At 43.6% G+C, this 26,456-nt stretch carries 30 protein-coding genes; 19 read left to right on the plus strand and 11 right to left on the minus strand.

What is annotated here, in order from left to right:
* Positions 1-2: 2 nt before the first annotated feature.
* The 5 genes from CVP04_RS08955 to recA all read right to left on the minus strand — a co-directional run bounded on the left by CVP04_RS08955 (position 3) and on the right by recA (position 5,840).
* Positions 3-842: a DmsC/YnfH family molybdoenzyme membrane anchor subunit gene (locus tag CVP04_RS08955; protein ID WP_100297168.1), complete on the minus strand. Its 840-nt coding sequence runs from the start codon at positions 840-842 to the stop codon at positions 3-5.
* Position 843: 1 nt separating this feature from the next.
* Positions 844-1,461, minus strand: a complete 618-nt coding sequence (locus CVP04_RS08960) for a DMSO/selenate family reductase complex B subunit (RefSeq protein WP_100297169.1) — start codon at positions 1,459-1,461, stop codon at positions 844-846.
* A 10-nt stretch (positions 1,462-1,471) separates the two neighbouring features.
* Positions 1,472-3,901, minus strand: coding sequence for a DMSO/selenate family reductase complex A subunit (locus CVP04_RS08965; RefSeq protein ID WP_100297170.1), 2,430 nt, complete (start codon positions 3,899-3,901; stop codon positions 1,472-1,474).
* Between the two features lie 315 nt (positions 3,902-4,216).
* Positions 4,217-4,672 carry a recombination regulator RecX gene (gene recX, locus CVP04_RS08970; protein ID WP_100297171.1) on the minus strand — a complete coding sequence of 152 codons (456 nt, stop codon included), beginning with the start codon at positions 4,670-4,672 and terminating at the stop codon, positions 4,217-4,219.
* A 103-nt stretch (positions 4,673-4,775) separates the two neighbouring features.
* Entirely contained in the window at positions 4,776-5,840 is a 1,065-nt protein-coding gene (gene recA, locus CVP04_RS08975) for a recombinase RecA (RefSeq protein ID WP_100297172.1), read from the minus strand.
* Positions 5,841-6,133: 293 nt separating this feature from the next.
* Here recA and CVP04_RS08980 point away from each other — a divergent pair, with 293 nt between their 5' ends.
* The 3 genes from CVP04_RS08980 (at position 6,134) to mutS (ending at position 9,924) form a co-directional block, all read left to right on the plus strand.
* The gene (locus CVP04_RS08980) at positions 6,134-6,520 is read left to right on the plus strand and encodes a hypothetical protein (RefSeq protein WP_100297173.1); all 387 of its coding nucleotides are present in this window, start codon (positions 6,134-6,136) and stop codon (positions 6,518-6,520) included.
* A 37-nt stretch (positions 6,521-6,557) separates the two neighbouring features.
* The gene (locus tag CVP04_RS08985; RefSeq protein ID WP_100297174.1) at positions 6,558-6,824 is read left to right on the plus strand and encodes a hypothetical protein; all 267 of its coding nucleotides are present in this window, start codon (positions 6,558-6,560) and stop codon (positions 6,822-6,824) included.
* A gap of 523 nt (positions 6,825-7,347) precedes the next feature.
* On the plus strand, positions 7,348-9,924 hold the full coding sequence (gene mutS / locus CVP04_RS08990; protein ID WP_100297175.1) for a DNA mismatch repair protein MutS: 2,577 nt from the start codon (positions 7,348-7,350) through the stop codon (positions 9,922-9,924).
* Between the two features lie 58 nt (positions 9,925-9,982).
* Here the strand turns inward: mutS and CVP04_RS08995 are convergent, their stop codons facing one another.
* Positions 9,983-10,534 carry a TIGR00645 family protein gene (locus CVP04_RS08995; RefSeq protein WP_100297176.1) on the minus strand — a complete coding sequence of 184 codons (552 nt, stop codon included), beginning with the start codon at positions 10,532-10,534 and terminating at the stop codon, positions 9,983-9,985.
* Positions 10,535-10,604: 70 nt separating this feature from the next.
* Positions 10,605-12,233, minus strand: coding sequence for a DNA recombination protein RmuC (locus CVP04_RS09000; protein ID WP_100297177.1), 1,629 nt, complete (start codon positions 12,231-12,233; stop codon positions 10,605-10,607).
* Positions 12,234-12,298: 65 nt separating this feature from the next.
* Here CVP04_RS09000 and CVP04_RS09005 point away from each other — a divergent pair, with 65 nt between their 5' ends.
* The 6 genes from CVP04_RS09005 (at position 12,299) to CVP04_RS09030 (ending at position 16,942) form a co-directional block, all read left to right on the plus strand.
* Positions 12,299-12,895: a Maf family protein gene (locus CVP04_RS09005; protein ID WP_100297178.1), complete on the plus strand. Its 597-nt coding sequence runs from the start codon at positions 12,299-12,301 to the stop codon at positions 12,893-12,895.
* Between the two features lie 51 nt (positions 12,896-12,946).
* A complete protein-coding gene (locus tag CVP04_RS09010; RefSeq protein ID WP_100297179.1) occupies positions 12,947-13,519 on the plus strand; it encodes a DNA topoisomerase family protein in 573 nt (190 codons plus the stop codon).
* On the plus strand, positions 13,516-14,067 hold the full coding sequence (tsaC, locus tag CVP04_RS09015) for an L-threonylcarbamoyladenylate synthase type 1 TsaC (protein ID WP_100297180.1): 552 nt from the start codon (positions 13,516-13,518) through the stop codon (positions 14,065-14,067). Before CVP04_RS09010 ends, tsaC begins: the two co-directional genes overlap by 4 nt.
* Before the next feature lie 6 nt (positions 14,068-14,073).
* Positions 14,074-14,877 (plus strand): shikimate dehydrogenase, encoded by an 804-nt coding sequence (gene aroE / locus CVP04_RS09020; protein WP_100297181.1) that lies wholly within the window; start codon positions 14,074-14,076, stop codon positions 14,875-14,877.
* A gap of 462 nt (positions 14,878-15,339) precedes the next feature.
* A complete protein-coding gene (locus tag CVP04_RS09025; RefSeq protein ID WP_100297182.1) occupies positions 15,340-16,848 on the plus strand; it encodes a sodium-dependent transporter in 1,509 nt (502 codons plus the stop codon).
* Position 16,849: 1 nt separating this feature from the next.
* The gene (locus CVP04_RS09030) at positions 16,850-16,942 is read left to right on the plus strand and encodes a methionine/alanine import family NSS transporter small subunit (RefSeq protein WP_100297183.1); all 93 of its coding nucleotides are present in this window, start codon (positions 16,850-16,852) and stop codon (positions 16,940-16,942) included.
* 75 nt (positions 16,943-17,017) lie between these two features.
* Here CVP04_RS09030 and CVP04_RS09035 read toward each other — a convergent pair whose 3' ends face one another.
* Complete coding sequence (locus CVP04_RS09035; protein WP_100297184.1) at positions 17,018-17,626, minus strand: LysE family translocator; 609 nt, start codon at positions 17,624-17,626, stop codon at positions 17,018-17,020.
* A gap of 110 nt (positions 17,627-17,736) precedes the next feature.
* On the opposite strand from CVP04_RS09035, the gene CVP04_RS09040 reads away from it, so the two are divergent.
* From CVP04_RS09040 to CVP04_RS12440, 3 genes are all read left to right on the plus strand, one after another.
* Positions 17,737-18,189: an Lrp/AsnC family transcriptional regulator gene (locus tag CVP04_RS09040; protein ID WP_100297185.1), complete on the plus strand. Its 453-nt coding sequence runs from the start codon at positions 17,737-17,739 to the stop codon at positions 18,187-18,189.
* A gap of 313 nt (positions 18,190-18,502) precedes the next feature.
* A complete protein-coding gene (locus tag CVP04_RS09045) occupies positions 18,503-18,832 on the plus strand; it encodes a BRO-N domain-containing protein (protein WP_100297186.1) in 330 nt (109 codons plus the stop codon).
* Positions 18,822-18,947: a hypothetical protein gene (locus CVP04_RS12440; protein WP_279324768.1), complete on the plus strand. Its 126-nt coding sequence runs from the start codon at positions 18,822-18,824 to the stop codon at positions 18,945-18,947. Before CVP04_RS09045 ends, CVP04_RS12440 begins: the two co-directional genes overlap by 11 nt.
* Positions 18,948-19,024: 77 nt before the next feature.
* Here the strand turns inward: CVP04_RS12440 and CVP04_RS09050 are convergent, their stop codons facing one another.
* On the minus strand, positions 19,025-20,074 hold the full coding sequence (locus CVP04_RS09050; RefSeq protein ID WP_133118482.1) for an alpha/beta hydrolase: 1,050 nt from the start codon (positions 20,072-20,074) through the stop codon (positions 19,025-19,027).
* Between the two features lie 247 nt (positions 20,075-20,321).
* On the opposite strand from CVP04_RS09050, the gene CVP04_RS09055 reads away from it, so the two are divergent.
* Positions 20,322-21,143 carry a BRO family protein gene (locus tag CVP04_RS09055; RefSeq protein ID WP_100297187.1) on the plus strand — a complete coding sequence of 274 codons (822 nt, stop codon included), beginning with the start codon at positions 20,322-20,324 and terminating at the stop codon, positions 21,141-21,143.
* Positions 21,144-21,230: 87 nt separating this feature from the next.
* On the opposite strand, the gene CVP04_RS09060 is transcribed toward CVP04_RS09055, so the two are convergent.
* Together CVP04_RS09060 and CVP04_RS09065 are read right to left on the minus strand one after the other, a co-directional pair.
* Complete coding sequence (locus tag CVP04_RS09060) at positions 21,231-22,334, minus strand: oxidoreductase (RefSeq protein ID WP_100297188.1); 1,104 nt, start codon at positions 22,332-22,334, stop codon at positions 21,231-21,233.
* Between the two features lie 32 nt (positions 22,335-22,366).
* Positions 22,367-22,786 (minus strand): PACE efflux transporter, encoded by a 420-nt coding sequence (locus CVP04_RS09065; protein WP_100297189.1) that lies wholly within the window; start codon positions 22,784-22,786, stop codon positions 22,367-22,369.
* 104 nt (positions 22,787-22,890) lie between these two features.
* On the opposite strand from CVP04_RS09065, the gene CVP04_RS09070 reads away from it, so the two are divergent.
* The 6 genes from CVP04_RS09070 to CVP04_RS12455 all read left to right on the plus strand — a co-directional run bounded on the left by CVP04_RS09070 (position 22,891) and on the right by CVP04_RS12455 (position 26,434).
* Positions 22,891-23,772 (plus strand): LysR family transcriptional regulator, encoded by an 882-nt coding sequence (locus CVP04_RS09070; protein WP_100297190.1) that lies wholly within the window; start codon positions 22,891-22,893, stop codon positions 23,770-23,772.
* 149 nt (positions 23,773-23,921) lie between these two features.
* Positions 23,922-24,323 carry a hypothetical protein gene (locus CVP04_RS09075; protein WP_133118483.1) on the plus strand — a complete coding sequence of 134 codons (402 nt, stop codon included), beginning with the start codon at positions 23,922-23,924 and terminating at the stop codon, positions 24,321-24,323.
* Between the two features lie 10 nt (positions 24,324-24,333).
* Positions 24,334-24,984 carry a hexitol phosphatase HxpB gene (hxpB, locus tag CVP04_RS09080; protein ID WP_100297192.1) on the plus strand — a complete coding sequence of 217 codons (651 nt, stop codon included), beginning with the start codon at positions 24,334-24,336 and terminating at the stop codon, positions 24,982-24,984.
* A 2-nt stretch (positions 24,985-24,986) separates the two neighbouring features.
* Positions 24,987-25,793: a GntR family transcriptional regulator gene (locus tag CVP04_RS09085; RefSeq protein WP_100297193.1), complete on the plus strand. Its 807-nt coding sequence runs from the start codon at positions 24,987-24,989 to the stop codon at positions 25,791-25,793.
* Positions 25,790-26,050: a SemiSWEET family transporter gene (locus CVP04_RS09090; RefSeq protein ID WP_100297194.1), complete on the plus strand. Its 261-nt coding sequence runs from the start codon at positions 25,790-25,792 to the stop codon at positions 26,048-26,050. The genes CVP04_RS09085 and CVP04_RS09090 overlap by 4 nt, the downstream gene beginning before the upstream one ends.
* A 315-nt stretch (positions 26,051-26,365) precedes the next feature.
* Complete coding sequence (locus CVP04_RS12455) at positions 26,366-26,434, plus strand: hypothetical protein (RefSeq protein ID WP_341476053.1); 69 nt, start codon at positions 26,366-26,368, stop codon at positions 26,432-26,434.
* Positions 26,435-26,456 lie beyond the last annotated feature (22 nt).

The raw sequence follows: 26,456 nt of genomic DNA on the forward strand, positions 1-26,456 counted from the left end.
ATTTAACCGCCGAACGCTGTTCCTACTGTCATATGCAAGCCATAGAACAAGGTTCTGCCGATAAATTCGGCGACAAAGGTGAGTAAAAATGCGAGGGTGAGTAGCGGTAAACTTTTGCCTTTAAACAAAATGGTCGCGGCAACACCAAGTAAGCACAAGCGCAAGGCGGTCATTTGGGCAAAATCCGGCACTAAGGCTGCCGCTTGTTGTGCGGAACTTTGAATGCTACCGATGTGAACGCCTTGATATACTGCGGTAATGGCAATCAGCAAAACGCCGACTAAATACGCCCAAGGCAACCATTTCAGGCAATATTCTTTGTGGCGATTCGGTTGTAACAGGGCATAGGCAAGGGAAAGCCCGCCGGCTACAAGAGTTAAATAAAACGAAATCGGCGTTAACACCGTATCCCACGTCGGTACGGTCGGAATGCGGTAAAGATTCGCCATCATCCACATAAACACCAAGCCGACAATCGCAGCCAAGGCAATCCAAACTTTACCAAGTGCGGTCGGTAATTTATTTAAAATTGCGCATAACCAGTAAAGTCCGGCAACAGCGAAAAATGCGGAGCCGCTTGCAATTTCGTTGCTTAGCATTGATTCGCCTACGCGGTTAAGCGAATTAAACGCGCGCAGCGGCGAACCTAAATGCATTACGGAGGAAAGAAAACCGATACCGAGCAATGCCAATAGCACAAACATCGCTTTGTGAATATGATTTCGGCTTTGCGTATTTTGTGTGTTAAACAATGCAAAAGCAAAAACTAACACCGATCCGACCGCACTTTGTGCCAAGACGGTAAAAAGAATTAACGGTAATTCGTGTAAACCTGCGTTCATATTACACCTCTCTCGGATTCGCTAAAAAGCCCGTGGTATCACCGCTTGGGCGGGCGTGTTTGTTCGGTTTGACCACCAAATTCGGCTGTGTCACCTCCGCCGGCGGAAGCGGCGCAATGGAAGCTTGCTCGCCGTATTTTGCGCGCAATTCGTCAATCGGCGCGAAATCCAATGCACGCAACGGACAGGCTTCCACGCAAATCGGTTTATGTCCTGCTTGAATACGTGAATAGCAACCGTCACATTTGGTCATATGTCCTTTTTTCGCATCATATTGCGGTGCGTCATACGGACAAGCCATATGACAATAACGACAACCGATACAGATTTCTTCGTTGACGATCACAAAACCGTCGGCATTCTTATGCATTGCGCCGGTCGGACACACCTTAGTGCAAGCCGGATCACTGCAGTGATTGCACGAAATTGACATATAATACGCAAAGACATCTTGACGATAACAGCCGTCGTTATCCTGCACCCAATTTCCGCCGGCGTATTCATAAATTCGACGGAAATTCACTTCCGTACTCAAATCTTTATAATCTTTGCACGCCAATTCGCAAGTTTTGCAGCCCGTGCAACGTTCCGAATCAAAATAAAAACCGTATTGTTTCATTTTCTACTCCTTACACGCGCTCAATTTGCACTAAATTAGAATGTTGCGGATTCCCTTTCGCCAACGGCGACGGGCGTTGGGTGGTGAGTACGTTGACACAGCCGGAGTGATCCACGCGATTATTATCCGGTGCATACCAAGCCCCTTCGCTTAGCGCAACTACGCCGGGAATAATACGCGGTGTGACTTTTGCGTGAATGCGCACTTCTCCGCGATCGTTAAAAATTTTGATCATATCGCCGTTTTTAATGTCTCTCGGTTCCGCGTCAATCGGGTTAATCCAAACTTCTTGCGGATTCGCTTCTTTAATCACATCCACATTGCCATATGTGGAATGGGTGCGCGCTTTGTAGTGGAAACCGGTCATTTGTAGCGGATATTTTTGCATTAACGGATCGCCGTAATGTTCGAAACTTTGGGCGTGAACCGGCAACGGATGAATCACTTCATCCTCTTTCAGCGTCCAAGCTGCGGCAATTTGTGCCAATCGTTCGGAATAAATTTCGATTTTACCCGACGGTGTTTTTAACGGATTGGCTTGTGGGTCTTCGCGGAAACTCTTATAGGCAACATAGAAACCGTTCGGATCCACTTTTTTGAAAATACCTTGCTGTCTGAATTCTTCAAACGTCGGCAATTCCGGAAGGCGCTCGCGGGATTGAGCGTAAAGATGACGCAGCCATTCCTCTTGCGTTCTGCCTTCGGTGAACTGATCTTTCACGCCCAATTTCTCTGCCAAATCACTCATCATATCGTACAAAGTACGACATTCGAATGACGGCGCAACTACTTGATCAGCGAAAATCACATAGTTCATATTGGCGACATAGGCATCCAAACAAAAATCTGCTTGCTCCGCCGCCACGCAATCCGGCAATAAAATATCGCTGTATTTTGCCGTTGAGGTCATATGGTTATCGATCGTGACAATCAATTCGCACTGACTTTCATCCTGTAAGATATCGTGCGTGCGATTGATGTCTGCGTGTTGGTTGATTAGGCAGTTACTTGCATAATTCCAAATCACTTTGATCGGCGCGGTTAATTTTTCTACGCCGCGAATACCGTCCGTGAGTGCGGTCATTTCGTGGGCACGGAAAATGGCATCCGTCCATAAGAACATCGGAATGCTGGCTTGCACCGGATTGGTTAAAGTCGGCATCCGAACAAACGGAATGGCATAGGCACTTTCCCGTGCGCCGGTGTTGCCGCCGTGAATCCCCACATTGCCGGTTAAAATCGGTAGCATTGCAATCGCGCGAGAGATCAATTCGCCGTTACTGCGACGCTGCGGTCCCCAACCTTGCGCAATAAATGCCGGTTTTGCCGAAGCGATTTCTCTAGCCAACTTGATAATCCGTTCGCGCGGAATGCCGGTGATTTTCGCCGCCCATTCCGGCGTTTTGGCTATGCCGTCATCGCCTTGACCTAAAATATAGGCTTTATAATGACCGTTTTTCGGCGCGGATTCCGGTAAAGTTTTTTCGTCATAACCGACACAATATTTATCAAGAAAAGCCTGATCTATTAAATCTTCGGTGATCATTACATAAGCAAGAGCGGAGACCAACGCTGCATCCGTACCCGGGCGGATTGGAATCCATTCGTCCTCACGACCGACGCCGGTATCCGTATAACGCGGATCAATAATAATCAATTTGGCATTGGATTTTTCTTTTGCCTGTTGAATGCAATAGGTTAAACCGCCGCCGCTCATTCTGGTTTCGGCAGGATTATTCCCGAATAACACGATTAATTTCGTATTTTCAATATCTGCCATACCATTACCGACTACCCAACCGCCGCCATAGGTATAATCCAATCCGACGGCAATTTGCGCGGTACTGTAATCACCGTAATGATTGAGGTAGCCGCCGACACAGTTCATCAAACGCGCGATCAATGTCGCACCCGGTGGCCAAGATTTTGTCATCGTACCGCCTAACGTACCCGTGCCGTAGTTCAAATAGATGCTTTCATTTCCATATTGGGCGATATTTTTCTTTAATGATTCGGCAATTTCGCTTAATGCTTCGCCCCAGCTAATCCGTTTGAATTTGCCTTCACCGCGTTTACCGATACGTTTCATCGGGTATTTCAAGCGATCCGGATTATATACGCGACGACGCATTGAGCGTCCGCGCAAGCAAGCGCGGACTTGATGATCCGCATTATAAGTTTCCGTGCCCGTATTATCGGTTTCGACGTAAGTGATTTTATTGTCTTTAACGTGCATTCTTAGCGGGCAACGGCTTCCACAGTTTACTGTGCAGGCGCTCCAGACGATTTTCTCTTCATTATCGGACGGTTCGGTCGGTAACGGATTCGCCACCGCATTGAAAGGTAAAGAAATATCCGCTGCGACGGCAACGGCGCCAAGCGAAGAGCCTTTTAAAAAAGTTCTTCGGGAAAGCAGTGATTTATCCATCGATTCACTCATAAATATCCCCCCATATTTAGTAAGTCATAAATCAATGGGTTATTTAACCATTATTAGGCAGCACAAGACTGTGACTCCGATCAAATTATTCAATGCACGGCTTAAAAAACAAACGAAAAAATGATTAAAATCAAATAGTTATTGTAATTGAGAATTATTCTCTAAGCGGCTCGAAAGCGTGTTTGAACAAGAGGCGGAAAAAAGAGGAAAAGTGCAGCTTGTTAAGCAAAAAAGTACTACGTCAAAAATGCTAACGGAAGACAGGAAAGACATCCAAGCGAAAATTTATCGCGCATTGTTTTCGCCTTTACATCTTTAGTCATCCTCGTGCGAGGAGCACATAGCATCGGCAAAGTCGTCGGGAGAAAATCCGTGAGAGAGCATATAGCGCCAAATCTTTTGTTTGGTTTTCAGATCAAGTGCGGTGCGATATTGCGGAAATTTTTTTTGTAATACAGAGAGGGCTATTTGCGTCCAATCAATTTCGGATTCGTCCAATACTTCATTGATTAAATCCGCTTGAATACCTTTTAATTGGCGCAATTCTTGTTTAATTCGCTGCACGCCGTAACCGCGCTGCGAGCGCATATAAAGATAATTTTCCGTAAAGCGTCGATCATTTTGCCAATTTTTTTGCCGACAATGTGCTAAAGTTTGCTCAATTTCTTGTTCGGAAAAAGCTTTTTCCTGCATTTTACAACGAAGTTCGAATTCGCTGTATTCGCGTTTGGCTAACAAATTCAGCACATAGCCGAGTGAAAGAGATGACATTTCGTTTACTTAACCGATGTTTCAGCTATAAGATAGAGCGTTAGATGAAATAAAAAGTGATGAAAGTGCGGTCAATTTTAACCGCACTTTTCAGTGTAGTTTATTAGAAATCGCTATCCATTTCGTTTAGCGCTTCTTCCGGCTGTTCAATGTCCGCCATTAGCGCTTTTTCCGGATTCGCCAATAATTCGGCACGCAATTTATTTTCCAATTCTTGCGCCGATTCAGGATGTTCCGTCAACCATTTGATCGCATTGGCTTTACCTTGACCGATTTTCTCGCCTTGGTAGGAATACCACGCGCCGGCTTTATCCACCAATTTGTGTTTAACGCCGAGTTCGATTAATTCGCCTTGTTTCGAAATACCTTCGCCGTAAAGGATTTGGAATTCCACTTGACGGAATGGAGGTGCTACTTTATTTTTCACCACTTTTACACGGGTTTCGTTACCGATCACTTGATCGCCTTCTTTAATTGCACCCACGCGACGAATATCCAAACGCACGGATGCATAGAATTTCAGCGCGTTACCGCCGGTTGTGGTTTCCGGATTACCGAACATTACGCCGATTTTCATCCGAATTTGGTTGATAAACACGACCAAACAGTTCGAGCTTTTAATTTGTGCGGTTAATTTACGCAACGCTTGTGACATCAAACGTGCTTGTAAACCCATATGGGAATCGCCCATTTCGCCTTCGATTTCCGCTTTCGGCGTTAAGGCGGCAACCGAGTCCACAATCACCACATCCACCGCGCCGGAACGCACTAACGCGTCGCAAATCTCCAAGGCTTGTTCGCCGTTATCCGGCTGGGAAACCAATAATTCTTTTACATCCACGCCGAGTTTTGCCGCATAAATCGGATCCAATGCGTGCTCCGCATCAATAAACGCACAGGTTTTTCCTTCTTTTTGCGCTTGCGCGATAACCGAGAGCGTTAACGTGGTTTTACCGGAGGATTCCGGCCCGAAAATTTCCACGATACGCCCCATCGGTAAACCGCCGATCCCCAATGCAACGTCTAAACTTAACGAACCGGTCGAAACCGCTTCGACGTCTAAGGTTTTGGTTTCGCCCAATTTCATAATCGAGCCTTTACCAAATTGTTTTTCAATTTGACCTAACGCGGCAGCCAATGCTTTTGCTTTATCTTCTTGTGTCGCCATTTTATACCTCAGGAAAATCATCATTAGTAGAATTACATATAATATTAACTGTATTGATATACAGTATCAAGTAAAATTTTGATCTTTTTTCATATTGTTGCAAAAAAGTGCCGTATTACCGGTTTTCTCAGATCATTCAAACTCACTGAGTCTAAATTCTTTTCATTTAGTGGTATTTTGTGATTGTTTTACTCTTTTGAGAATATCGGTTATAGTGAAAATCTCTATCTATTCCATAAGAAGTTTTTATAAGCAATCAAAACCAACAAGGTACGGATAATGAGGAATAACCTATGAAACTTGAAGAACTTGATATTGTTGCGGAATATGAGGAATTTCTTGAGGGAAGTTCCGAATCCTTATGGGAGGAACCTTTCCCTTGTTGGATAAAATTTAATCCTGCAACAAAAGAACTTAGTATTAAATTTGAATATGAGCAAGAGGATGATAAACCGAATACTTATGTTTGGTTTAAGGGATTTCAAACAAACTCCTCATATCCTTATACATTTGAATTGCAATCGAATAAACCCGAAGTTACAGAAGAAAAAATGTGGTTAGAGATTTTTTATGAAAATGAATTTTGGTGTTTAGAGGGGAAAGTTGAGGCTCTTTATCAAGAAAATGGCATTAATAAGATTGAAAAAAGAACAATTCTTATTGATCAGGTTAACGATTGAGAAAATTATTATTAAATATGTTTCATAGGATATAAGGATGAATAAGGAAAAATACCATAATTTAATCTTTTTCACTCAAAATGATAAAATTGTCGCTAGAATACAAAACTTCTATAAAAAACATCAGATTAAGCTTATTTTTAAATCTGTAACTACCTATTTTCATTTTAAATCTTACACTTTTTCTATTGAAAGAAATCAAGTATTTTCAGAAATAAAAGCCTTAAATGATAAATTGACTAAATCATTGCGAGTCAAATCGATCTTAATTATTCAACAAAATTGCTCAGATATTTCTTTCTAAATCTGCTCTAAAAACAGAAAGGCTTATAATTTTTTTGATGCCATTGAAGATGAATATTTCCAAAATCCAAAGGAAATGACATTACCTTACCACCTTAGACTGATGACAAACCTGATTTAAATCGTATTTTATGTGTAGGATGGGCTTCAGCCCATCAAAAAAATATAATTATTTCAATATGATGGGCTAAAGCCCATCCTACTTAAGTATACTTTGTCAATAAACTGAGGTGGGTTTACCACCTATTTTTGGCTGAGTCAGTGGACTTGTATAGCGCAGAAAAATCTTTTAAACCCTGTTTTCCGCAAGAAATCCTTCATCCTGAATAATAAAGCCGGCTAAAATCCAGTATAATAGCAACATTTTATATACTTAATTAGCCAAGTAAGCTACATTTTAGCCTATATTTTTTTATGTAGGTTTCTATGAAACTTTAAAAAACCACTTAAAACTTATTGAAACTCGAGAGATGAATTAATCCATTTAAAATCAATAAGATAAAATAATTAGAACAGTGATAAATATGGAAAATTTAATACAACACACCCCAATGATGCAACAATATCTGCGCTTAAAAGCGGAAAATCCCGACATTCTGTTATTTTATCGGATGGGTGATTTTTACGAGCTTTTTTATGACGATGCTAAGAAAGCGGCGGCGTTGTTGGATATTTCGTTGACCAAACGCGGGCAGTCCGCAGGGCAGCCGATTCCGATGGCGGGTGTGCCTTATCACGCGGTGGAAGGCTATTTGGCGAAGTTGGTTCAATTAGGCGAAAGTGCGGCGATTTGTGAGCAAATCGGCGATCCTGCGACGGCAAAAGGGCCGGTGGAGCGTCAAATCGTGCGTGTTGTGACGCCGGGTACGGTCAGTGATGAAGCCCTATTACCGGAACGGCAAGACAATTTGATCGCAGCGGTATATCAAGAGAAAGAGCGTTTCGGTTTGGCAATGTTGGATATGACTTCCGGACGATTTCAGTTGAGCGAGCCGGAAAGCGGTGCGCAACTCTATGCGGAATTACAACGTATTCAACCGGTCGAATTGTTATATTGCGAGGATTTTCGCGATCTCGGTTTAATCGAAAATGCGAAGGGCTTGCGTCGTCGTCCGATTTGGGAATTCGAGTTAAAAACGGCGATTCAATTACTTAACCGCCAATTCGGTACGCAAGATTTGCGCGGTTTCGGCGTGGAAAAAGCCGTGCTAGGGCTATGCGCCGCCGGTTGTTTATTGCATTATGCCAAAGAAACCCAGCGCACCGCATTGCCGCATATTCAAAGTATTGCCTTGTTGCAAAGTTCGGACAATGTGCAATTAGATGCCGCCACGCGGCGTAATTTGGAACTCACGCAAAATCTTGCCGGCGGCACGGAAAATACGCTGGCGGCAATTTTGGATCACTGCGTGACGCCGATGGGCAGTCGCTTGTTAAAACGTTGGATTCATCAGCCGATTCGCGATATTACAAAATTGCGTCGTCGCCAACAGGCTATTAGTGAAGTGTTGCAACAAGATTTGATTGGCGAATTACAGCCTTATCTTCAACAAGTCGGTGATATGGAACGCATTTTAGCGCGCGTAGCGTTATGTTCCGCCCGACCGCGCGATCTCACCCGTTTGCGCACTGCGTTAGCACAAATTCCTTTTATCCAACAAGTGTTACAAACGGAAAGTTGCGAAAATTTAACCGCACTTTCCCGTCAAATCGCAGATTTTTCGCCGCAATTTGATTTATTACAACGGGCGATTATTGATAATCCGCCGTTACTAATTCGCGACGGCGGCGTGATTGCGCCGGGCTATAATGCCGAACTGGACGAATGGCGCAGCTTATCCGACGGCGCCACGCGTTATTTGGAAGATCTGGAGCAGCGTGAACGCGAAAGCACCGGCATTGATACCCTGAAAATCGGCTTTAACGCCGTGCACGGTTATTACATTCAAATTAGCCAAGGGCAAGCGCACAAAGCACCGATTCATTATGTTCGTCGCCAAACCTTGAAAAATGCGGAACGCTATATTATTCCCGAGCTGAAAACTTACGAGGACAAGGTGCTGAAATCCAAGGGCGCGTCCTTAGCATTGGAAAAACAGCTCTATGAAGAAATTTTCGACCAATTATTACCGCACTTAGGTGCATTGCAAGCCGCCGCGATGAGTTTGGCGGAGTTGGACGTTTTGGTGAATTTGGCGGAACGCGCGGACAGCTTAAATTATGTTCAACCGCAATTTGTCGAAAAAATCGGCGTATCGATTCGAAACGGTCGGCATCCGGTGGTAGAACAAGTACTGAAAGAGCCTTTTATCGCCAATCCGACCGAGCTTTCGCCGCAGCGCCGTTTGTTGATCATCACCGGCCCGAATATGGGCGGTAAAAGCACCTATATGCGCCAAACCGCGCTAATTACGTTAATGGCGTACATCGGCAGTTTCGTGCCGGCGGAGCAAGCGACGATCGGGCCGATTGATCGTATTTTCACCCGAATCGGCGCTTCCGATGACTTGGCGTCCGGTCGCTCGACCTTTATGGTGGAAATGACGGAAATGGCGAATATTTTGCATCAAGCCACGCAAAATAGTTTAGTGTTGATTGATGAAATCGGGCGAGGCACCTCCACTTACGACGGCTTATCACTAGCTTGGGCCTGCGCCGAACAACTGGCGAAACAGCTACGCTCGCTTACCTTATTCGCTACCCATTATTTTGAATTAACTGTCTTGCCCGAACAAATCGACGGCGTGGTCAATGTTCATTTGGATGCCCTTGAACACCAAGACACCATCGCTTTTATGCACTCTGTGCAAGAAGGCGCTGCGAGCAAAAGTTACGGTTTAGCCGTCGCCGCCCTCGCCGGCGTACCACAAACGGTGATTAAATCGGCGAAACAAAAGCTCAAACAGCTGGAAAAATTGTCCGGCAAACAAACTCACGCGGAAATGACCGCACTTTTAACCCAATCGCAAGGCGAACTGGCATTAATGGAAGAAGATGACAACCGCCAAGCGTTGTTAGAAATGCTGGAAAAATTGGATCCCGATGAAATGACGCCGAAACAAGCATTGGCGTATTTATATCAACTGAAGAAAATGTTGTAAGGGTAAATAGAGATAAGAAAAAAGCATAACGATTTGAGCGTTATGCTTTTTTTTACAATTAATGACTTTTATGGCTGGTGCTATATAAAATTTTATCCGTATAAGCCATTGCAATCGCGGAAACCAAGAAACCTAAATGCAAAAACAGTTGCCACATCATTGTTTTTTCCGGCATATTGGCGGCATTGACGAAAGTTTGTAGCATATGGATCGACGAAATGCTGATAATCGACATTGATAATTTCACTTTCAGCACTGAAGCGTTAACGTGACTTAACCATTCCGGTTCGTCCGGATGACCTTCGGTGTTCAGTTTCGACACGAAAATCTCATAACCGCCGACAATCACCATCACCAGCAAATTGGCAATCATCACCACATCGATCAAATTTAACACCGCCAACATAATGGCATTGGAATCCAAAACCGGCAGATCGACGATTAATTGCCAAAGGGATTTCATAAATTTATAGGCATAAATGCCTTGCACCACGATTAAACCCAAATAAATCGGCAGCTGCAACCAACGGCTGGCAAAAATAATATGGCTGAACAACGAAGGCGCTCGGCGCTTTTTCGTTTGTAATGCTGAAGAAGGTGTGTGTTCCATTTTTTTCCAAAACTAAGCTAATAATAAGGTTGAGAAAATTACCTGTTTTTTAACCGAATTTCAACGAATTTTACACTGATTTAACCTCATTTTGCGATTCGGCTTTCAACGCGACTAATTTTTCCGTGTGAAAATCGTTGTTCAATAATTCCACCGTCGGCATTATTTTGTTGGCTTTGGCGGATAAATCCTTAAAGCGCTCGACTTTTCCGATTAAACCTTGCTGTCCGGTCAGCGCCGTCACCGTGCTGTTATAATGGTTACTCACGCCGGCAAGCGCGCCGCCCAATTTATTCAAACGTTCCGCCACCAAACAGATTTGGTTATAAATTTCGCCGGATTTTTCGGCAATTTCCTTCGCTTCCGCATTGCCGCGTTCGATACGCCATAAATTCGCCACGGTGCGTAAAATCGGCATTAAAGTGGTGTGCGACACTAAAATCACGTTCTTTTCATAGCCGTAATTAAACAGCCCGCCGTCCAGTTTCATCGCTTCGATATAAGCCGGTTCCACCGCGACGAACATCAACACGAAATTCGGGCTGCGCATTCCGATCAAATTGCTGTAATCTTTGCGTGCCAAATCGTCGATATGATTTCTTAACGCCTTGACGTGTTCGCGCAAAAAGCTTTGTTTTGCATTTTCGTCCTCGGAATTGACCGCACTTTCATAAGCAACCAGCGACATTTTGCTGTCGATAATCAAATGTTTGTTATCAGGCAAGTGCAGCACGAAATCCGGATAATTATGTTTTCCCTGTTGATCTTTAAAATGCGCTTGCGCCGTGTAATGCGTATTTTCCAGCAAGCCGGCGGATTGCAGCGCGCCTTCCAGTTGCACCTCACCCCAGTTGCCCAACGTTTTTTTCTCGCCTTTTAATGCGGAAGTCAGATTATTCGCCTCTTTTGACATCGTTAAACCGATATCCAGCACCTTTTTGATTTCCGCTTCTAAGCCCGCATTGCCTTTTAAGGATTCGGAATGAATTTCGTTCACCCGTTTTTGAAAACCTTCGATTTGCTCGCGGAAAGGCTTAAGTAAAGTGTTCAACGCAGTTTGATTGGTTTGATTGAAACGCTCGGTTTTTTCCTCCAAAATCCGGTTTGCCAGATTTTGGAATTCCATGCTCATTTGTTGTTTGGTTTGTTGAAAATGTTGCTGCTGCTCAAGAAAATGCTTTTCTCTTTCCGCCAAACCGGTTTTCAGCTCGGTAAATTCTTGCGAAAGTGCGGTATGTTTTTCGCTTAAATCCGCCAATTCTCGTTCTTTGCGCAACATTGCTTGACGGCTTTGTTCCAGCTGAGTTTGCAAACTTTCCGCCTGCGCCGAGGCGATCCCGAACCGTTCTTTCAACGCGGTGATATGCGCTGCCACGGTTTCGTTGCGCGCTTGGGATTCATCAAATTCTTTTTGTAAATAGAGAATTTTTTCATCGCGTTCCGCTAAGCGAATTTGCAAACCTTCGGCGTGGGTTTGCGCGCGCACGGCGATTTGATCCGTTTGTTGTTTCGCCGCGGACAAGGTTTCGTGTTTATTTAATAATTGATTGAAATCATTGATATTTTTATTCAATTCTTGACGTAATTGCGTCACATCGCGTTTACGTTGCACGGCGACGGCAAGTAAAATCAGGCACAGCACACCGAAAAACAGCACCGCGCCGAGTAATTGATCTTGGGTAAATTCAAGCATAATCATTCCTTCTTCGAGCGATTAAGTATAAACTAAATTTATCCGATTCAACCGATTTAAACACGAATATTATGCAAAATACTCAACTTTATCTTGCCTCCGGTAGCCCGCGCCGTTTGCAGCTTTTACAACAACTCGGTTTGCAAATCGAGGTGTTCGCCGCGGAAATCGACGAAACGCCGTCGCCGATGGAGACGCCGCAGCATTATGTGCAACGAATGGCGCGCGAGAAAAATCAGGCGGCGCGCACGTTGTGGCAAAAACAGCGCGGAAACGCACCGCACTTGCCCGTGCTGTCCGCCGATACGATTGTGGTGTCGAACGGGCAAATTCTCGGCAAACCGCGCGATGCGGCGCACGCGAAAGCAATGTTGCGACAACTTTCCGCTAGCACGCACCAAGTTTTGACCGCCCTTTGTTTATCTTATGAAAATCAACTGCTGAGCGATTTGAATATCAGTCAGGTGCGGTTTCGTGCCTTAACGGAGGCGGAAATCGACGGTTATATTCGCAGCAGCGAGCCGCTGGATAAAGCCGGCGCTTACGGTATTCAAGGCTTGGGCGGGATTTTTATCGAACATATTGAAGGTAGTTTCACCGGCGTAATGGGCTTGCCGATTTTCGAGTGCGCGCAATTATTGCGCCGAGCGGGCGTGAATTTATTGTAAAATCACGCGTTTGTTGTTAATCTCAAGGCGAATTATTTTTCAGGAACGATTATGAGCGACAGCCTTTTTCAACCGACCAAACACGACGAACGTTGCCCGCAATGTCAGGGAATATTGCAGATTAAACGCGGCAAGAAAGGACTGTTTTTAGGCTGTTCCAATTATCCCGATTGCACTTATTTAAAACCCTTAGGGCCGCAAATCGAACCGAAAGTATTGAAAGATCTTGAACAGCATTGTCCGAAGTGCGGTCATTTTTTGCAATTAAAACAAGGGCATTACGGAATGTTTATCGGCTGTAGCGATTATCCGAATTGCCGTTTCAGCGTGCGTCCCGATGAACAAGAAAATGAGGCGCAAAGCGAGCAAGAATCCGAGGTGGCGTTGAGCTGTCCGGAATGTCAACGCGGGCATTTGGTTGCGCGGCGCGGCAGACAAGGTAAACCGTTTTATGCTTGCGATCGTTTCCCGAAATGCAAATTTACTTTACCGAGCAAGCCTTATTCCGTGGATTGTCCGCAATGCGGCGGGCAGGTTTGTATGCTGAAAAAAACGACGGAAACGCACCGCACTTGGCAGTGCGCGAATAAAACCTGTCGTCATTTATTTGAAACCGAACAATGAATCTTCAACAACTTGTCGCACAACTTCAACAACAGCAAGTGATTGCCTATCCGACCGAAGCGGTTTTCGGTTTAGGATGCGATCCGCGAAGTGAAAGTGCGGTGCGAAAATTACTCGATTTAAAACAACGCCCGATAGAAAAAGGGCTGATTTTGGTGGCGCCGGATTTGACTTATCTGCGTCCGTTTATCGATGCGGAAAAGCTGAACGACGCACAATGGCAACGATTAAACGCCGAATACGCGCGCCCAACCACTTGGGTGGTTCCCGCGCATCCGGATACGCCGCGATTTTTAACCGGACGTTTTGACAGCATTGCGATTCGGCTGTGTCGGCACGAGGCGGTTAAAATGTTGTGCGAACAAAGCGGATTGGCGCTCACGTCAACCAGCGCCAATCTTAGCGGTCAGCCGCCTTGCCGTTCTGCGCAAGAAGTGCGGTCACAATTCGGCGAACATTTTCCGGTGTTGGATATGGCGGTGGGCAACGCCGTCAATCCGTCGGAAATTCGCGATTTGTTGACAAATCAATTATTTAGACAAGGTTAATTAAAAATGGATCAATATGCCGTGTGGGGCAACCCGATTGCGCAAAGCAAATCTCCGCTCATTCATCGCCGTTTCGCCGAACAATGCGGGCAGACATTGGATTATGTCGCTATGTTGGGCGACGAGCAAAATTTCGAACAACAATTACGCGATTTTTTTGCCGCCGGCGCCAAAGGCTGCAACATCACCGCGCCATTTAAAGAACGCGCGTTTCGCTTGGCGGACGCGCACAGCGAACGCTGTTTAAGCGCAGAAGCCTGTAACACATTAAAACGCTTGGACGACGGCTCGTTGTATGCGGATAACACCGACGGCGCAGGATTAGTCAGCGATTTACAGCGATTAAATTGGTTAAAACCGCAGCAATCCGTATTGATCTTAGGCGCGGGCGGGGCAACCAAAGGCGTGTTATTGCCCTTGTTGCAAGCGCAGCAAAACATCACTATTGCCAACCGCACTTTGAGTAAAGCGCAAGAGTTGGCGGAGAAATTCGCGCCTTACGGCAAATTGCGCGCGGTGGAAATTTCAGCCGTTCCACAACAAAAATTCGATTTAATTATCAATGCCACCTCTTTGGGCTTACAAGGTAAAACCGTCGATCTGGACGAGCGCATTTTGCAACAAGCCGGCGCAGTCTATGATATGCAATACGCTAAAGATACCGATACGCCGTTCATCGCATTGTGCAAACGCCTCGGCGTAGCGCAAACCTGCGACGGTTTCGGAATGTTAGTCGGTCAGGCGGCACATTCGTTTTATCTTTGGCGCGGCGTAATGCCGGATGTCGCTCCCTTATTAAACGGGCTTTAATGTTTCAACACACAGAGCCTCACAAGAGCGAGGCCCTATGTGTTGCCCTGAATTGGAAGAGGTTACGCCTCTTCCAATTAAATTATCCGCCATAAATGGCGGGGTTTCAACCATAAGGTAGATATTTGATGAAAGTGCGGTTAAATTTATTGCAATTTCGGCGAAAATAACGACAAAATGACGGATAATTTTTAACAATCCGTCATTTTTTTATTCTTAGCTTTTTATTCGGCAATTTCCCTTGTTTTTTAGCGATAAAAATTAAGCAAAACGATTAATTAAATTATCTTACTAAATTTAATAATTTTAGTAGAATAAAAAACTAAAAATTTTTACTTTTATCCTGTAAAAGTGAGTTATTTTTTATAAATTTGATATTTTTATCTATTGACGGGAAAACGTTTTGCGCGCTATATTTTTAGACCTTTACATTTATTTAACGTTCTACTAAAGGTTATTACTATGGCACAATCAACGGCTAAACGCGAAACGTTCTCCGGACGTCGCGCATTTATTATCGCCGCAATCGGTTCTGCAGTCGGCTTGGGAAATATTTGGCGTTTCCCTTATACAACATATGAAAACGGCGGCGGCGCATTTATTATTCCTTATCTTATCGCGCTTCTTACCGCAGGGATTCCGCTTTTATTTTTAGATTACGCCATCGGACATCGCCATCGCGGCGGCGCGCCGTTGTCTTATCGTCGTTTCAGCCCACACTTTGAAACCTTCGGCTGGTGGCAAGTGATGGTGAATGTCATCATCGGGATTTATTACGCCGTGGTGCTCGGTTGGGCGGCAAGCTACACCTATTTCTCATTTAACACCGCGTGGGGTGATAAACCAATCGACTTCTTTATCGGCGAATTTTTGAAAATGGGTGATATTACTCAAGGCGTCAGCTTTGAATTCGTCGGAATGATTACGGGCCCATTGATTGCCGTTTGGCTGGTAGCGCTCGGCGTATTGGCGCTCGGCATACAAAAAGGGATTGCTAAATCCTCCGGTATTTTAATGCCGATTTTAGTGGTGATGTTTATTATTTTGGTGGTTTCCGCCTTATTCTTACCGGGCGCAGCAAAAGGTTTAGACGCATTATTTACGCCGGATTGGTCGAAACTTTCCAGCCCAAGCGTTTGGATCGCCGCATACGGACAAATTTTCTTCTCACTTTCCATTTGTTTCGGCATTATGATCACCTACGCCTCTTATTTGAAAAAAGATTCGGATTTAACCGGCAGCGGCTTAGTGGTCGGTTTTGCTAACAGTAGTTTCGAATTATTAGCCGGTATCGGTGTGTTTGCCGCCCTCGGTTTTATGGCGACGGCAGCCGGTCAAGAAGTAAGCGAAGTAGCGAAAGGCGGTATCGGCTTGGCATTCTTCGCCTTCCCGACCATTATTAACGAAGCACCGTTCGGTCAAGTGCTCGGCGTATTATTCTTCGGTTCTTTAACCTTCGCCGCATTAACATCATTTATCTCGGTAATCGAAGTTATTATTTCCGCGGTACAAGATAAATTAAGAATGCGCCGCGTGAAGGCAACTTTCGTGGTCGGTATCCCGATGATGTTCGTTTCAGTATTGTTATTCGGCACCACCACAGGTTTACCGATGCTTGACGTGTTGGATAAATTCGTCAACTATTTCGGTATCGTCGCCGTTGCGTTCGTTTCCTTAATCGCCATCGTCGCCAACGAAAAACTCGGCATTTTGGGCGATCACTTAAACGAAACTTCTTCGTTTAAAGTCGGTTTCTTCTGGCGCTTATGCATCGTATTAACCACCGGTATCTTAGCATTTATGCTATTCAGCGAAGGGGCGAAAGTGTTCTCCGAAGGCTACGAAGGCTACCCGAGCTGGTTCGTTAATACCTTCGGCTGGGGAATGTCCGTCGCCTTACTTGTCGTCTCCTTCCTCCTTTCCCGTTTAAAATGGAAAGACGAAGAATTAGCCGTTAAAAAAGGAGAATAAAATGAGTTCTATTGCAATCGTTATGATGGTTATTGCGTTAGTGATTATTTGGGGTGGCTTGCTCTATTCAATCAAACGCTTACCGAAAGAATAATTTCTTTCAAAAAAACCACCGCACTTTTATGCCGGAAGTGCGGTGGTTTTTAATTATTTTTATCCTGTCTAATACTTACTGTAACTGTTCCACAACCAACATTACCGCCAACGTCACCATCGCAATGCCTGAAAAACGGCGAATATAATCGGCGCAAGCGGGATGTTTTTGCACCAATTTGCCCACACCAAGCCCGACAAACGGGTAAATCAACGCACAATTCGCCAAATGAAGCGAACCGAGCAAGAAAATTTGTAGCGGCAGACTAACGCCGGTTTGCGGTGTTAAAAACGGTGGAATAAGCGCGATGAACATTAATAATACCTTGGGATTTAATCCGCTCACGGCAATGCCTTTGGCGATCCAACGGGACAGAGCATTTTGCGCGGCGGCGGAGGACTGTAACGTCGCGGATTGGCGAAAGACTTGCACGCCGAGCCAAAGCAGATAAAACGCGCCAATAAAAGTAAACGATGAAAGCAAGACCGGCGAAGACGCCACCGCCGCACCCACGCCGAACATTACCGCAACAATCACAATTAAATAGCCCAACAACATTCCGAACAAGGCGGGCAAAATCCGCCGCGCAATGCCCGCCGACATCACATACGCCCAATCCGCCCCCGGCGTAACGGTTAAAGATAATGACAATAACCAAAATCCGATAATCAAACTTTCGTTCATATTTTCTCCAAAAATAACCGCACTTTCTGTTGATTATTGTAGTGGATTCGTGTTGAAATGAATTTGCGATATTTATCAAAGATAACTCAATAATTGGAAGATTATTTCAAATGGATAAGATAGATAAGAAAATTATTGCCGAATTACAAAAGAACGGGCGAATTTCTCTCACCGAGCTTTGCGAAAAGGTGGGAATCAGCCTTTCACCTTGCCAAAGACGCGTGAAATTATTGGAACAATCCGGTGTGATTAGCGGTTATCGAGCGGAAATTTCACCGGAACTCGCCGGTTTTCATTTTTCCGCCATTGTGTTTGTGGTATTGAAAGACGTAATAAGCGAACACATCGATCGCTTTGAAAATGCCCTTGCCGATATCCCGCAAATCACCCAAGCGCAGCGATTGTTCGGCGATACGGATTATATGTTACACATCACCACCGAAAATCTCGATGCATTTCAACAACTTTATGATAAAACTCTTTCTAAATTACCGAACGTACATCGAATGAATTCAACATTAGTAATGAAAGAAATCGTGGCAAAACGAGGGCTACCGATTTAATCCGGAAAAAGTGCGGTGGTTTTTTCCGGATTTTTTGCGATCTTGAGCGAAAAATTAAGGTGAAATGCTGTTGTCTTTGACCGACAGTGTAACCAATAACAATCGCCTTAAATGATAGCGAATAAAATTAAGCTTAAAAAAATTTGAACCCTACAAATTACAGAGCTCAATATTTAATCTAAATTATCTGTCCAAATTTTGGGGAGCAGATCACTTTTTTATTTTTTCGACGAAGATCGCAAAAATAGTAATGCTGTCTTGTATCTCAAATTTACCTGTATAAAATTACAGTTATTTATTTTAGGAGGGAATAATGAACAACCATATTCAACTTTTTGAAAATCAACAAATTCGTTCTGTTTGGGATAATGAACAGGAAGAATGGTTCTTTAGCATTATTGATATTGTCGCGGTTCTGACGGAAAGCGCCGATCCAAAACAATATATAAAAAAAATGCGAAGTCGAGATAATGAACTAAATTTGAAGTGGGGTACAATTTGTACCCCTGTTGAAATGATAGCTCAAGATGGAAAAAAACGTAAAATTCAAGCAGCAACAATGCAAGGCATTTTCCGTATTATTCAATCTATTCCTAGCCCGAAAGCCGAGCCGTTTAAAATGTGGTGGTGCAGTGGCTGGTAATGCACGAAAAGAAATTGAGCAGCAAACAGGGCAACCCGTCATCACGCAAAAGAAAGCCATTGATTTTGCCAAAGTGATGAATGATGTCAGAAAAATTGAAAAAGAAACCGAATGAATTTTCCGACAGCGACCTTTGGTCGCAATCGGTTAATGATTAGTCGGTGGATTTGCCGTGCTAAGATAAAAATTCTCTTATTTCAAATTCGCCTTAAAAAATTCTTCCAATTTCGCAAACGGGATTTTATCCGCATTATCATACATATCCGTATGGCTTGCGCCTTCCACTAAATACAGTTCTTTCGGTTCACTCGCCAATTTGTACGCCTCTTCCGAGAACCCACGAGAGATTGCCACATCGCCTGTGATAAAGAGTAATGGGCGGTTTACTTTATCCAAATCGTTAAACGGATAGAAGTTAATCAGCTTCGGATTTTGGCTTAATAATGGCATTGTAGTGTGACTTTTATCTGCACCTTCAGGGGTATATTCACCACGAGAAGTGCGGTAGAAATCGTAAAATTCTTTTTGCATTGGGTTGGTGTCTGCCGTCAATTCGGTGATTGTACCGCCAGTGTAAGCGGGTTTTCCGCCTGCAAATTCCACTTCACGCTGCGCCATTCCAGCGACCATATCTTCAGGTTTAATGTTCATCACACGCGAAGCTGTGCCCATATCCACCATCGCTGTGGTTGCCATTGCTTTAATGCGTGGGTCGATTTTCATTGCCGACAAACCGTAACCGCCACTAGCACAAATGCCCAACACGCCAATTTTGTTTTTGTCGATTTCAGGGCGAGTGCTTAAATAATCCACCGCTGAGCTAAACGCATCTTCAAACATTGTCGGTTCAACCGCTTGACGTGGGCTACCGCCACTTTCACCCCAGAAAGGCATATCAATGGCAAGCGTGGCGAAATTGCCTTGCTCCGCTAACACTTGTGCATAAAGCATTGAAGACTGCTCTTTCACTGCACCCATCGGGTGTCCGATGATGATTGCTTGTAATTTATCGCCTTGTTTGTAGTTTTTCGGTAGTACAAGATTGCCTGCGATTTCAATGCCATACGGGTTTTTAAATTTCACTTTTTGAATGTTGACGTTCTCGCTTTGATACCAGTTTGCATAGCCTGTCGGGTAAGAAATGCCTGTTGTCTGTGGATTTGCCATTGCGTTTGCCCTCAAAAATGTTGTGCTTAAAAGTAATGCTGCGGTTAAGGTTTTGAATGTGGTTTTAAGTTTCATTGTTTGCTCCGTTTTGTTGATGGGGCATTATAAAGTGGTTTTTAATTTATAAATAATACTTTGTTTTTATGGTTAATTATGCTCTAAAGGCATAGAAAAAGCGGCTGTATTTTACATATTTTTTGCAAGATCCGATCGTTCTTTTTTATTTTTTCGATGTCGATCGAAAAAATCACATTTCATTGTTGAAGTTTCTTTTTTTAATCTTAAAATACTGTTTATATTTACACTATAAAGAATATGGGAAATGGAAGAAATTAAACTGTTTGAACAGCGTTCTGTGAGAAGCCATTATGATGAAGAAACGGAAACTTGGTATTTTTCTTTAGTTGATGTGGTTGCAATTTTAACTGATTCTGCAAATCCGACTGATTATCTGAAAAAAATCCGTAAAAGAGATGAATCTCTACATTCTTACATAGGGACAAATTGTCCCCAGGTAGCGATGATGACAGAGAGCGGAAAAAAACGAAAAACATTAGCAGGGAACGTTGAACATATTTTCCGCCTTATCCAATCCATTCCCAGCCCGAAAGCCGAGCCGTTTAAACAATGGCTGGCTCAAGTGGGTTATCAACGTTTACAAGAAATTCAAGATCCGAGCCAAAGCCTTGATCGTGCTCGTGAAAATTGGCAGAAAATGGGGCGAAGCGAAAAGTGGATCCAACAGCGAATGACGGGGCAAGAAACTCGCAATAAACTCACGGATTATTGGAAAGAAAACGGTGTAGAAACCCCGAAAGATTTTGCCACTTTAACCAACATTATTCATCAAGAGTGGACGGGGCTTTCGGTGCAAAAGCATAAAGATTTGAAAGGGTTAAAAAGCCAGAATTTGCGAGATCATATGAGCGAAGCCGAGTTGCTTTTTACCGCACTAGCTGAATTATCTACCCGACAAATTGCGGAAGTACAACAAGCCCAAGGTGTGCAAGGAAATGCCAATGCGGGCAAACAAGGCGGTAAAATCGCCAAAAATGCCCGTGAAGAATTAGAAGCTAAAACAGGAAAATCCGTAGTTACTGGCGAAAACTTCTTACCGCCTGAACCCAAAAAATTGAAGAAATAAGAGAATATAGCGGTCAGATTTTAACAATTTTTTGCAAGATCAGACCGCTTGTAAGAATTTATAAATAAAAAATGGCTTTGTTGAATTTCACAGCCTCGGCAATGGTGGAAGTGGACTGTTAGCTTGTTTAAACCAATTAATCAAATCTGCTGGAAGTTTGGCGTAATCTTCAATATAACTTGTTACGATTTTAACCATCTCGCCCGATTTAATTTTTTTGTAGAAATTCGGTTCAATCAAGGTTGCACGCCCCAATGCGATGAAATCGGCGTGTTGCAGGGCTTGTGCGGCTTGTTCTGCGGTAAAGGCAGCAGCAACCATCAATTTGCTTCTACTCACCAAACGCTCCTTGACCTGTTGCGAAAACGGATCTTTGCCGCCGTACTCTTCCAGCGACAAATGAATGTAATCTACGCCGATTTCAGCAATTTGATTGATGAGTTCCAAACATTCGTCAAAAGTGAAACCAATATGATTACCGTGAATTTCCTCAGGCGAAATGCGGTAGCCCAAAATAAAATCAGGCGGTGCAAGTTCAGCAATCACGTTTTTTACCGCCTTAGTTACTGCCAAAGCAAACGCCATACGATTAAACAACGAACCACCCCATTTATCTTCGCGTTGATTGCTCAATTTAGAGAAAAACTGGTGCAATAAATAATGGTTCGCCCCTTGAATTTCCACACCCGATGCACCTGCTTCAATAGCTCGGCGAGTGGCTTCGGCAAAATCGCGAATAGTTTGGGCAATATCTTCTTCAGTCATCGCACGGGCTTGGTCTCCAGTTCGTCCGGCGGCGGGCTTTGATGGTGCAAGTAATTCGCCTGTTTGTTCAAATCCTTCTTGTGCCAAGCGTCCTGAATGTTGCAGTTGGATAATGAAACGATTGCCGTCTTGCTGTGCTGCCTGAACCAGTTTTTGCAGGTTGGGGATAAATTTATCATCGTGAATGCCGAGCTGGTAACGATTAATCCGCCCAACTAAATTTACTGACGCTGCACCACTAATGAGTAAACCTGCTACGTCAGAACGGTAGGCAAAATAATCCATATCCGTTTGGCTTGCTGTGCCATCGGGTTTAGATGAGATAATTTCCATTGGTGCCATTGCCAGCGGAGTCGGCAGGCTGACCCCATTGGGCAATACCACAGGTTGCAACAATTTAGCAATGATATTTGTGTTATCTGTCATTTTCTTTTTCCTTATTTACCCATCAACACACACTACGCCGTTGCAGGCGCAACAAATCGTAAACGCAAATGATCGTAGCACCAGTTAAACACAAAGGTATAAACCATAATAAATAAAGTCATACCAATATCCATCACAAATGCCGTCCACCAATCCACATTCAGCAGATACGCCACCAATGGAATGGTAAAAATTAATAAACCAAGTTCAAAAATAACCGTGTGTGCCGTGCGTAACTTGATAGAACGCTTTTCTCTTGCACCGGTAAAGACTTTGTCAAAGAAGTAGTTGAATACAAAATTCCAAACCACAGCCGTTAATGAAATCGCCACTATCGTGCCGAAAATGGCGCTAGTTTCGTGTTTAGTAAAAATTGCCATACCAATCGTGGTCAATAAAACCGCCAACACTTCAAATAATACAGCGTGAAAAATACGTTCTTTAAATTGCATTTTGTTTGCTCCTATTAAGTTAAATCGTAAAAACAGGCGTATTATCCTTTGAGATAGGCAATGAAAAAAGTTAGAATGTATCATTATTTGTGATAGGTGGTGCGATGTATAGTTTAGAACAGTTACGTATTTTTTTAAGTGTGTGTGAGACGGGGTCGTTTTCGGCAAGTGCTCGTCAATTAAAGCGGGTGCAATCGGGCATTAGTCAGGCGATAGCGAATTTAGAAATTGATGTCGGGCAGGAATTATTTGACCGAAGTGCGCAAAAGCCTGTGCTCACACCCGCAGGGCAAGCGTTGCTACCGCTTGTGCAAGCGATGATGTCGCAGAAAAATCAGCTCGATCAAAAGATTGAAGCCTTATCGCGTGAAGAAGAGAGTGAGCTATCGCTTGTGTGTGATGAGAGTATTTTAGGCGATAAATTACTGTATCAAATCAATCAATTTAACCAAAAGCACCCTATCACAAATTTGAATATCTTTACCACTTCAACGTTTGAAGCCGAAGCAATGATTAAGCAAGGCAAGGCGCAGATTGGGTTGGTTTATTTAAGCAGTGATTTTAAAAACGACTTTGATTTCTTTACCTTAGGCTATCAACGTTTTATCACCGTGGTTTCGCCCCAACACGAACTGGCAAAAGCCGCAACATCGATTAGTGGCGAGCAGTTAAAAGCCCACCGCCAACTTGTTTTTCGCGATATGGAACAACGTGAATTGTGGTTTAGCGACCGCATCACCGCCCAATTTACCTACGCCAACAGCCACGCTATTTTACTGGAAATGGCAAAGCAAGCGATGGGCTGGACGATGTTGCCCGAGCCGTTGGTACGAAAGGCGTTGCAATCAGGCGAATTAGTGAAACTCGATTTAGCCTTTGAAGAGAGCGATGTGTTTGTGCCAATCGCCGCTATTGTCTCACGCAGTTATCAGCGTGGGCGAGTGCTGGAAGAGTTATTGCAGGTGTTGAAAAGGGAATTTAAATAAGAAGGAAATCGTCGCACAGCCGGGATAAATTTACTCCGTTTTTTCCAACCGCACTTTTATTTTTATTCATAAAATTTTCTTCTTTTAGTTGTTTTATTATTTTTATAGTTGTATCATACAATCAAACCAATAAACAACTTAGGAGAAATATGATGAACACACATCTTCGTTTTGTATTTGAACTTCAAGCCATTGCTGATCTTCAAGGGAATAACATACAATTTTTGGCTCAGGCTGAAAGCCTGTTAACATCGCTTGAAGTGCAAAATTATCGGGTTTTGGTGCAATCCAATCAGTTGGCACAGGCTAAGGCGTTGGGGATAAATGTAGAGCAAATCACCTTTTGCAACAATAAAGCGGATCTCAGCCAATTCTTGCACAATAACCAAGTGGATTACCTATTTCTCAATCAATTCCACGATTTCACCTGCGACCGCAATCAATGCTTTACGCAGTTGGTGTTGGTCGATCATCAAGATAATTTACTGCCTGAACCGCAGAGCCTGTATGTCAATAGCTGGCAGGAACTTAGCGCATTATTTACCGAATAAGGAACACAAAATGAAAAAAGCCTTTATTTTTGATATGGACGGATTATTGATTAATTCCGAACCCCTTTGGCAAGCCACAGGCATTGAAGTGCTTAATGCTCACGCCATTCCCGTAACCCTTGAAAATATGTTGCAATGGACTGGCTCGCCTGTGCCGGTGATTGTGGAAAAAGCCTGTGCGTTATACCAAATTAAAGCAGATCAAGCGGTGATTTCCGAGCAATTTTTAGCAAAAGCTATTGATAACATCATCAAGGCGAAACCGATAATGCCCTTTGTTCGAGAAACCCTAAATTTGCTTAAAGCAAAAGGCTACCGAATGGCGATTGCGTCAGCATCACCCCGTTATATGTTAGATGCCATTGTGCAAAGCCTTGATATTGCAGATTTCTTTGACGTGATTTCTTCCGCTCACGAGCTGGAATATAATAAGCCCCATCCGCAAGTTTATTTAAACGCCTGTCAGCAATTAGGTTTGAAGCCAAAAGAATGTGTCGGTGTGGAAGACTCGAAAGTGGGAATGACGGCGGTAAAATCCGCACTAATGACTTGTATTGTGGTTCCCCATTCCGATGTCGCCCATCACGGCTATTGGCAGTTGGCGGATTATCAGCTCAACCATTTAGGTGAAATTACCCCGGAATTTTTAGCGAGATTATAAAAATGCCTTCCATTTATGACCACTTTAAGCAACATTTTGTATTAAATCTGCAAAGTGAATTGCCGATTTACCGCCAAATTGAAAACTACGTTACGGCACAAGTGCGGTTGGGGACTTTTCAAGAAAACGACAAAATGATCTCGGAAAACGAACTGTGTGATTTGCTCAATATCAGCCGAACGACTGTCAGACAAGCAATGGACGCTCTTTATAAAAAAGGTATTGTGCAGAAAATTCGGGGCAAAGGGACGTTTATTGCCAGCGAAAAAATTCAGCGCAACATCAACCAAGTGTACAATTTTAGCGAAAGTATGACAGCATTGGGGCATCAACCGAGTTCGATCGTTTTAAGCAGTGAAATTATCACCGCTGATGAAGAACTTGCCGAGATCCTGAAATTACCTGAATTTAATCGCAAGGTATTTAAACTTGAGCGTATCCGTAAAGCTGATGATATGCCAATGATTTGGGAAACCAGCTATATTCCTTACTACCTTTGCCCAAGCATTGAAACCGTGGATTTTGAACACCGTTCGCTTTACAACGTATTGGAAAAAATCTTTCAGCTTGAAGTCAAAACGGCAAACGAAACCATTGAAGCCATTGTTTTAACGGAAGAAATGACCCGTTTGCTTGAATGTCCGCAAATGGCAGGGTTCTTTATCCATCGCACAGCTTATCTTGATGAACACACAGTTTTGGAATACACCCATTCCATTACCCGAGCAGATAAATGCACCTTCCAACTCAACTGGCAAAACGGCAAGCAAGAAGAAATGGGACGAGTGTATCGGACGGATGTAGAATGATGAATGAACGTTTTATGACGATTTTGGGTTGGTTGGCGACTTTTACTGCCGTTTGTATGTATGTCTCTTATTTAGAGCAAATCAATTTGAATTTAAACGGCGTAAAAGGCGGATTAATTCAGCCTTTGGCAACAGCGATTAATTGCTGTTTGTGGTTTTGTTACGGTCTATTCAAAGAAAAACGAGATATGCCGATTATCTTCGCTAATTCACCTGGGGTTGTATTAGGGATAATAGCGTTTTTGACGGCAATTTAGCTAAAAGTGAAATGATACGAAATGTTATTTTTTCGATGCAGATCGCAAAAATCGTTATACAGTATTGAAACCCTAAATATACTGTGATGTTATTCGTAACTGGTTACGTAGTAAAGATACGATAGCTTATTTAGGATTGTGGGAAACGATGAATAATCCGAATTTTAAACCCGTCGAATTCGACGGGTTTAAAAACGAAGCTGGATTTAATTCATTTACTCTTTCGCCACAAAAATGGTTCGAAAGCACTAATGCTATTGGGATTGTGTCAAAATCGGGGCGGTATGGGGCACTTTTGCTCACGCTGATTTAGCCTTGGAATTTGCATCTTGGATTTCGCCTGAATTTAAGCTGTACATAAACAAGAATGCAATGAACCCGTGACAAATTGTCACAGATTGTAAAT

Source organism: Caviibacterium pharyngocola, from assembly GCF_002795405.1.
In the GTDB taxonomy this organism is placed as follows: Bacteria; Pseudomonadota; Gammaproteobacteria; order Enterobacterales; family Pasteurellaceae; genus Caviibacterium; species Caviibacterium pharyngocola.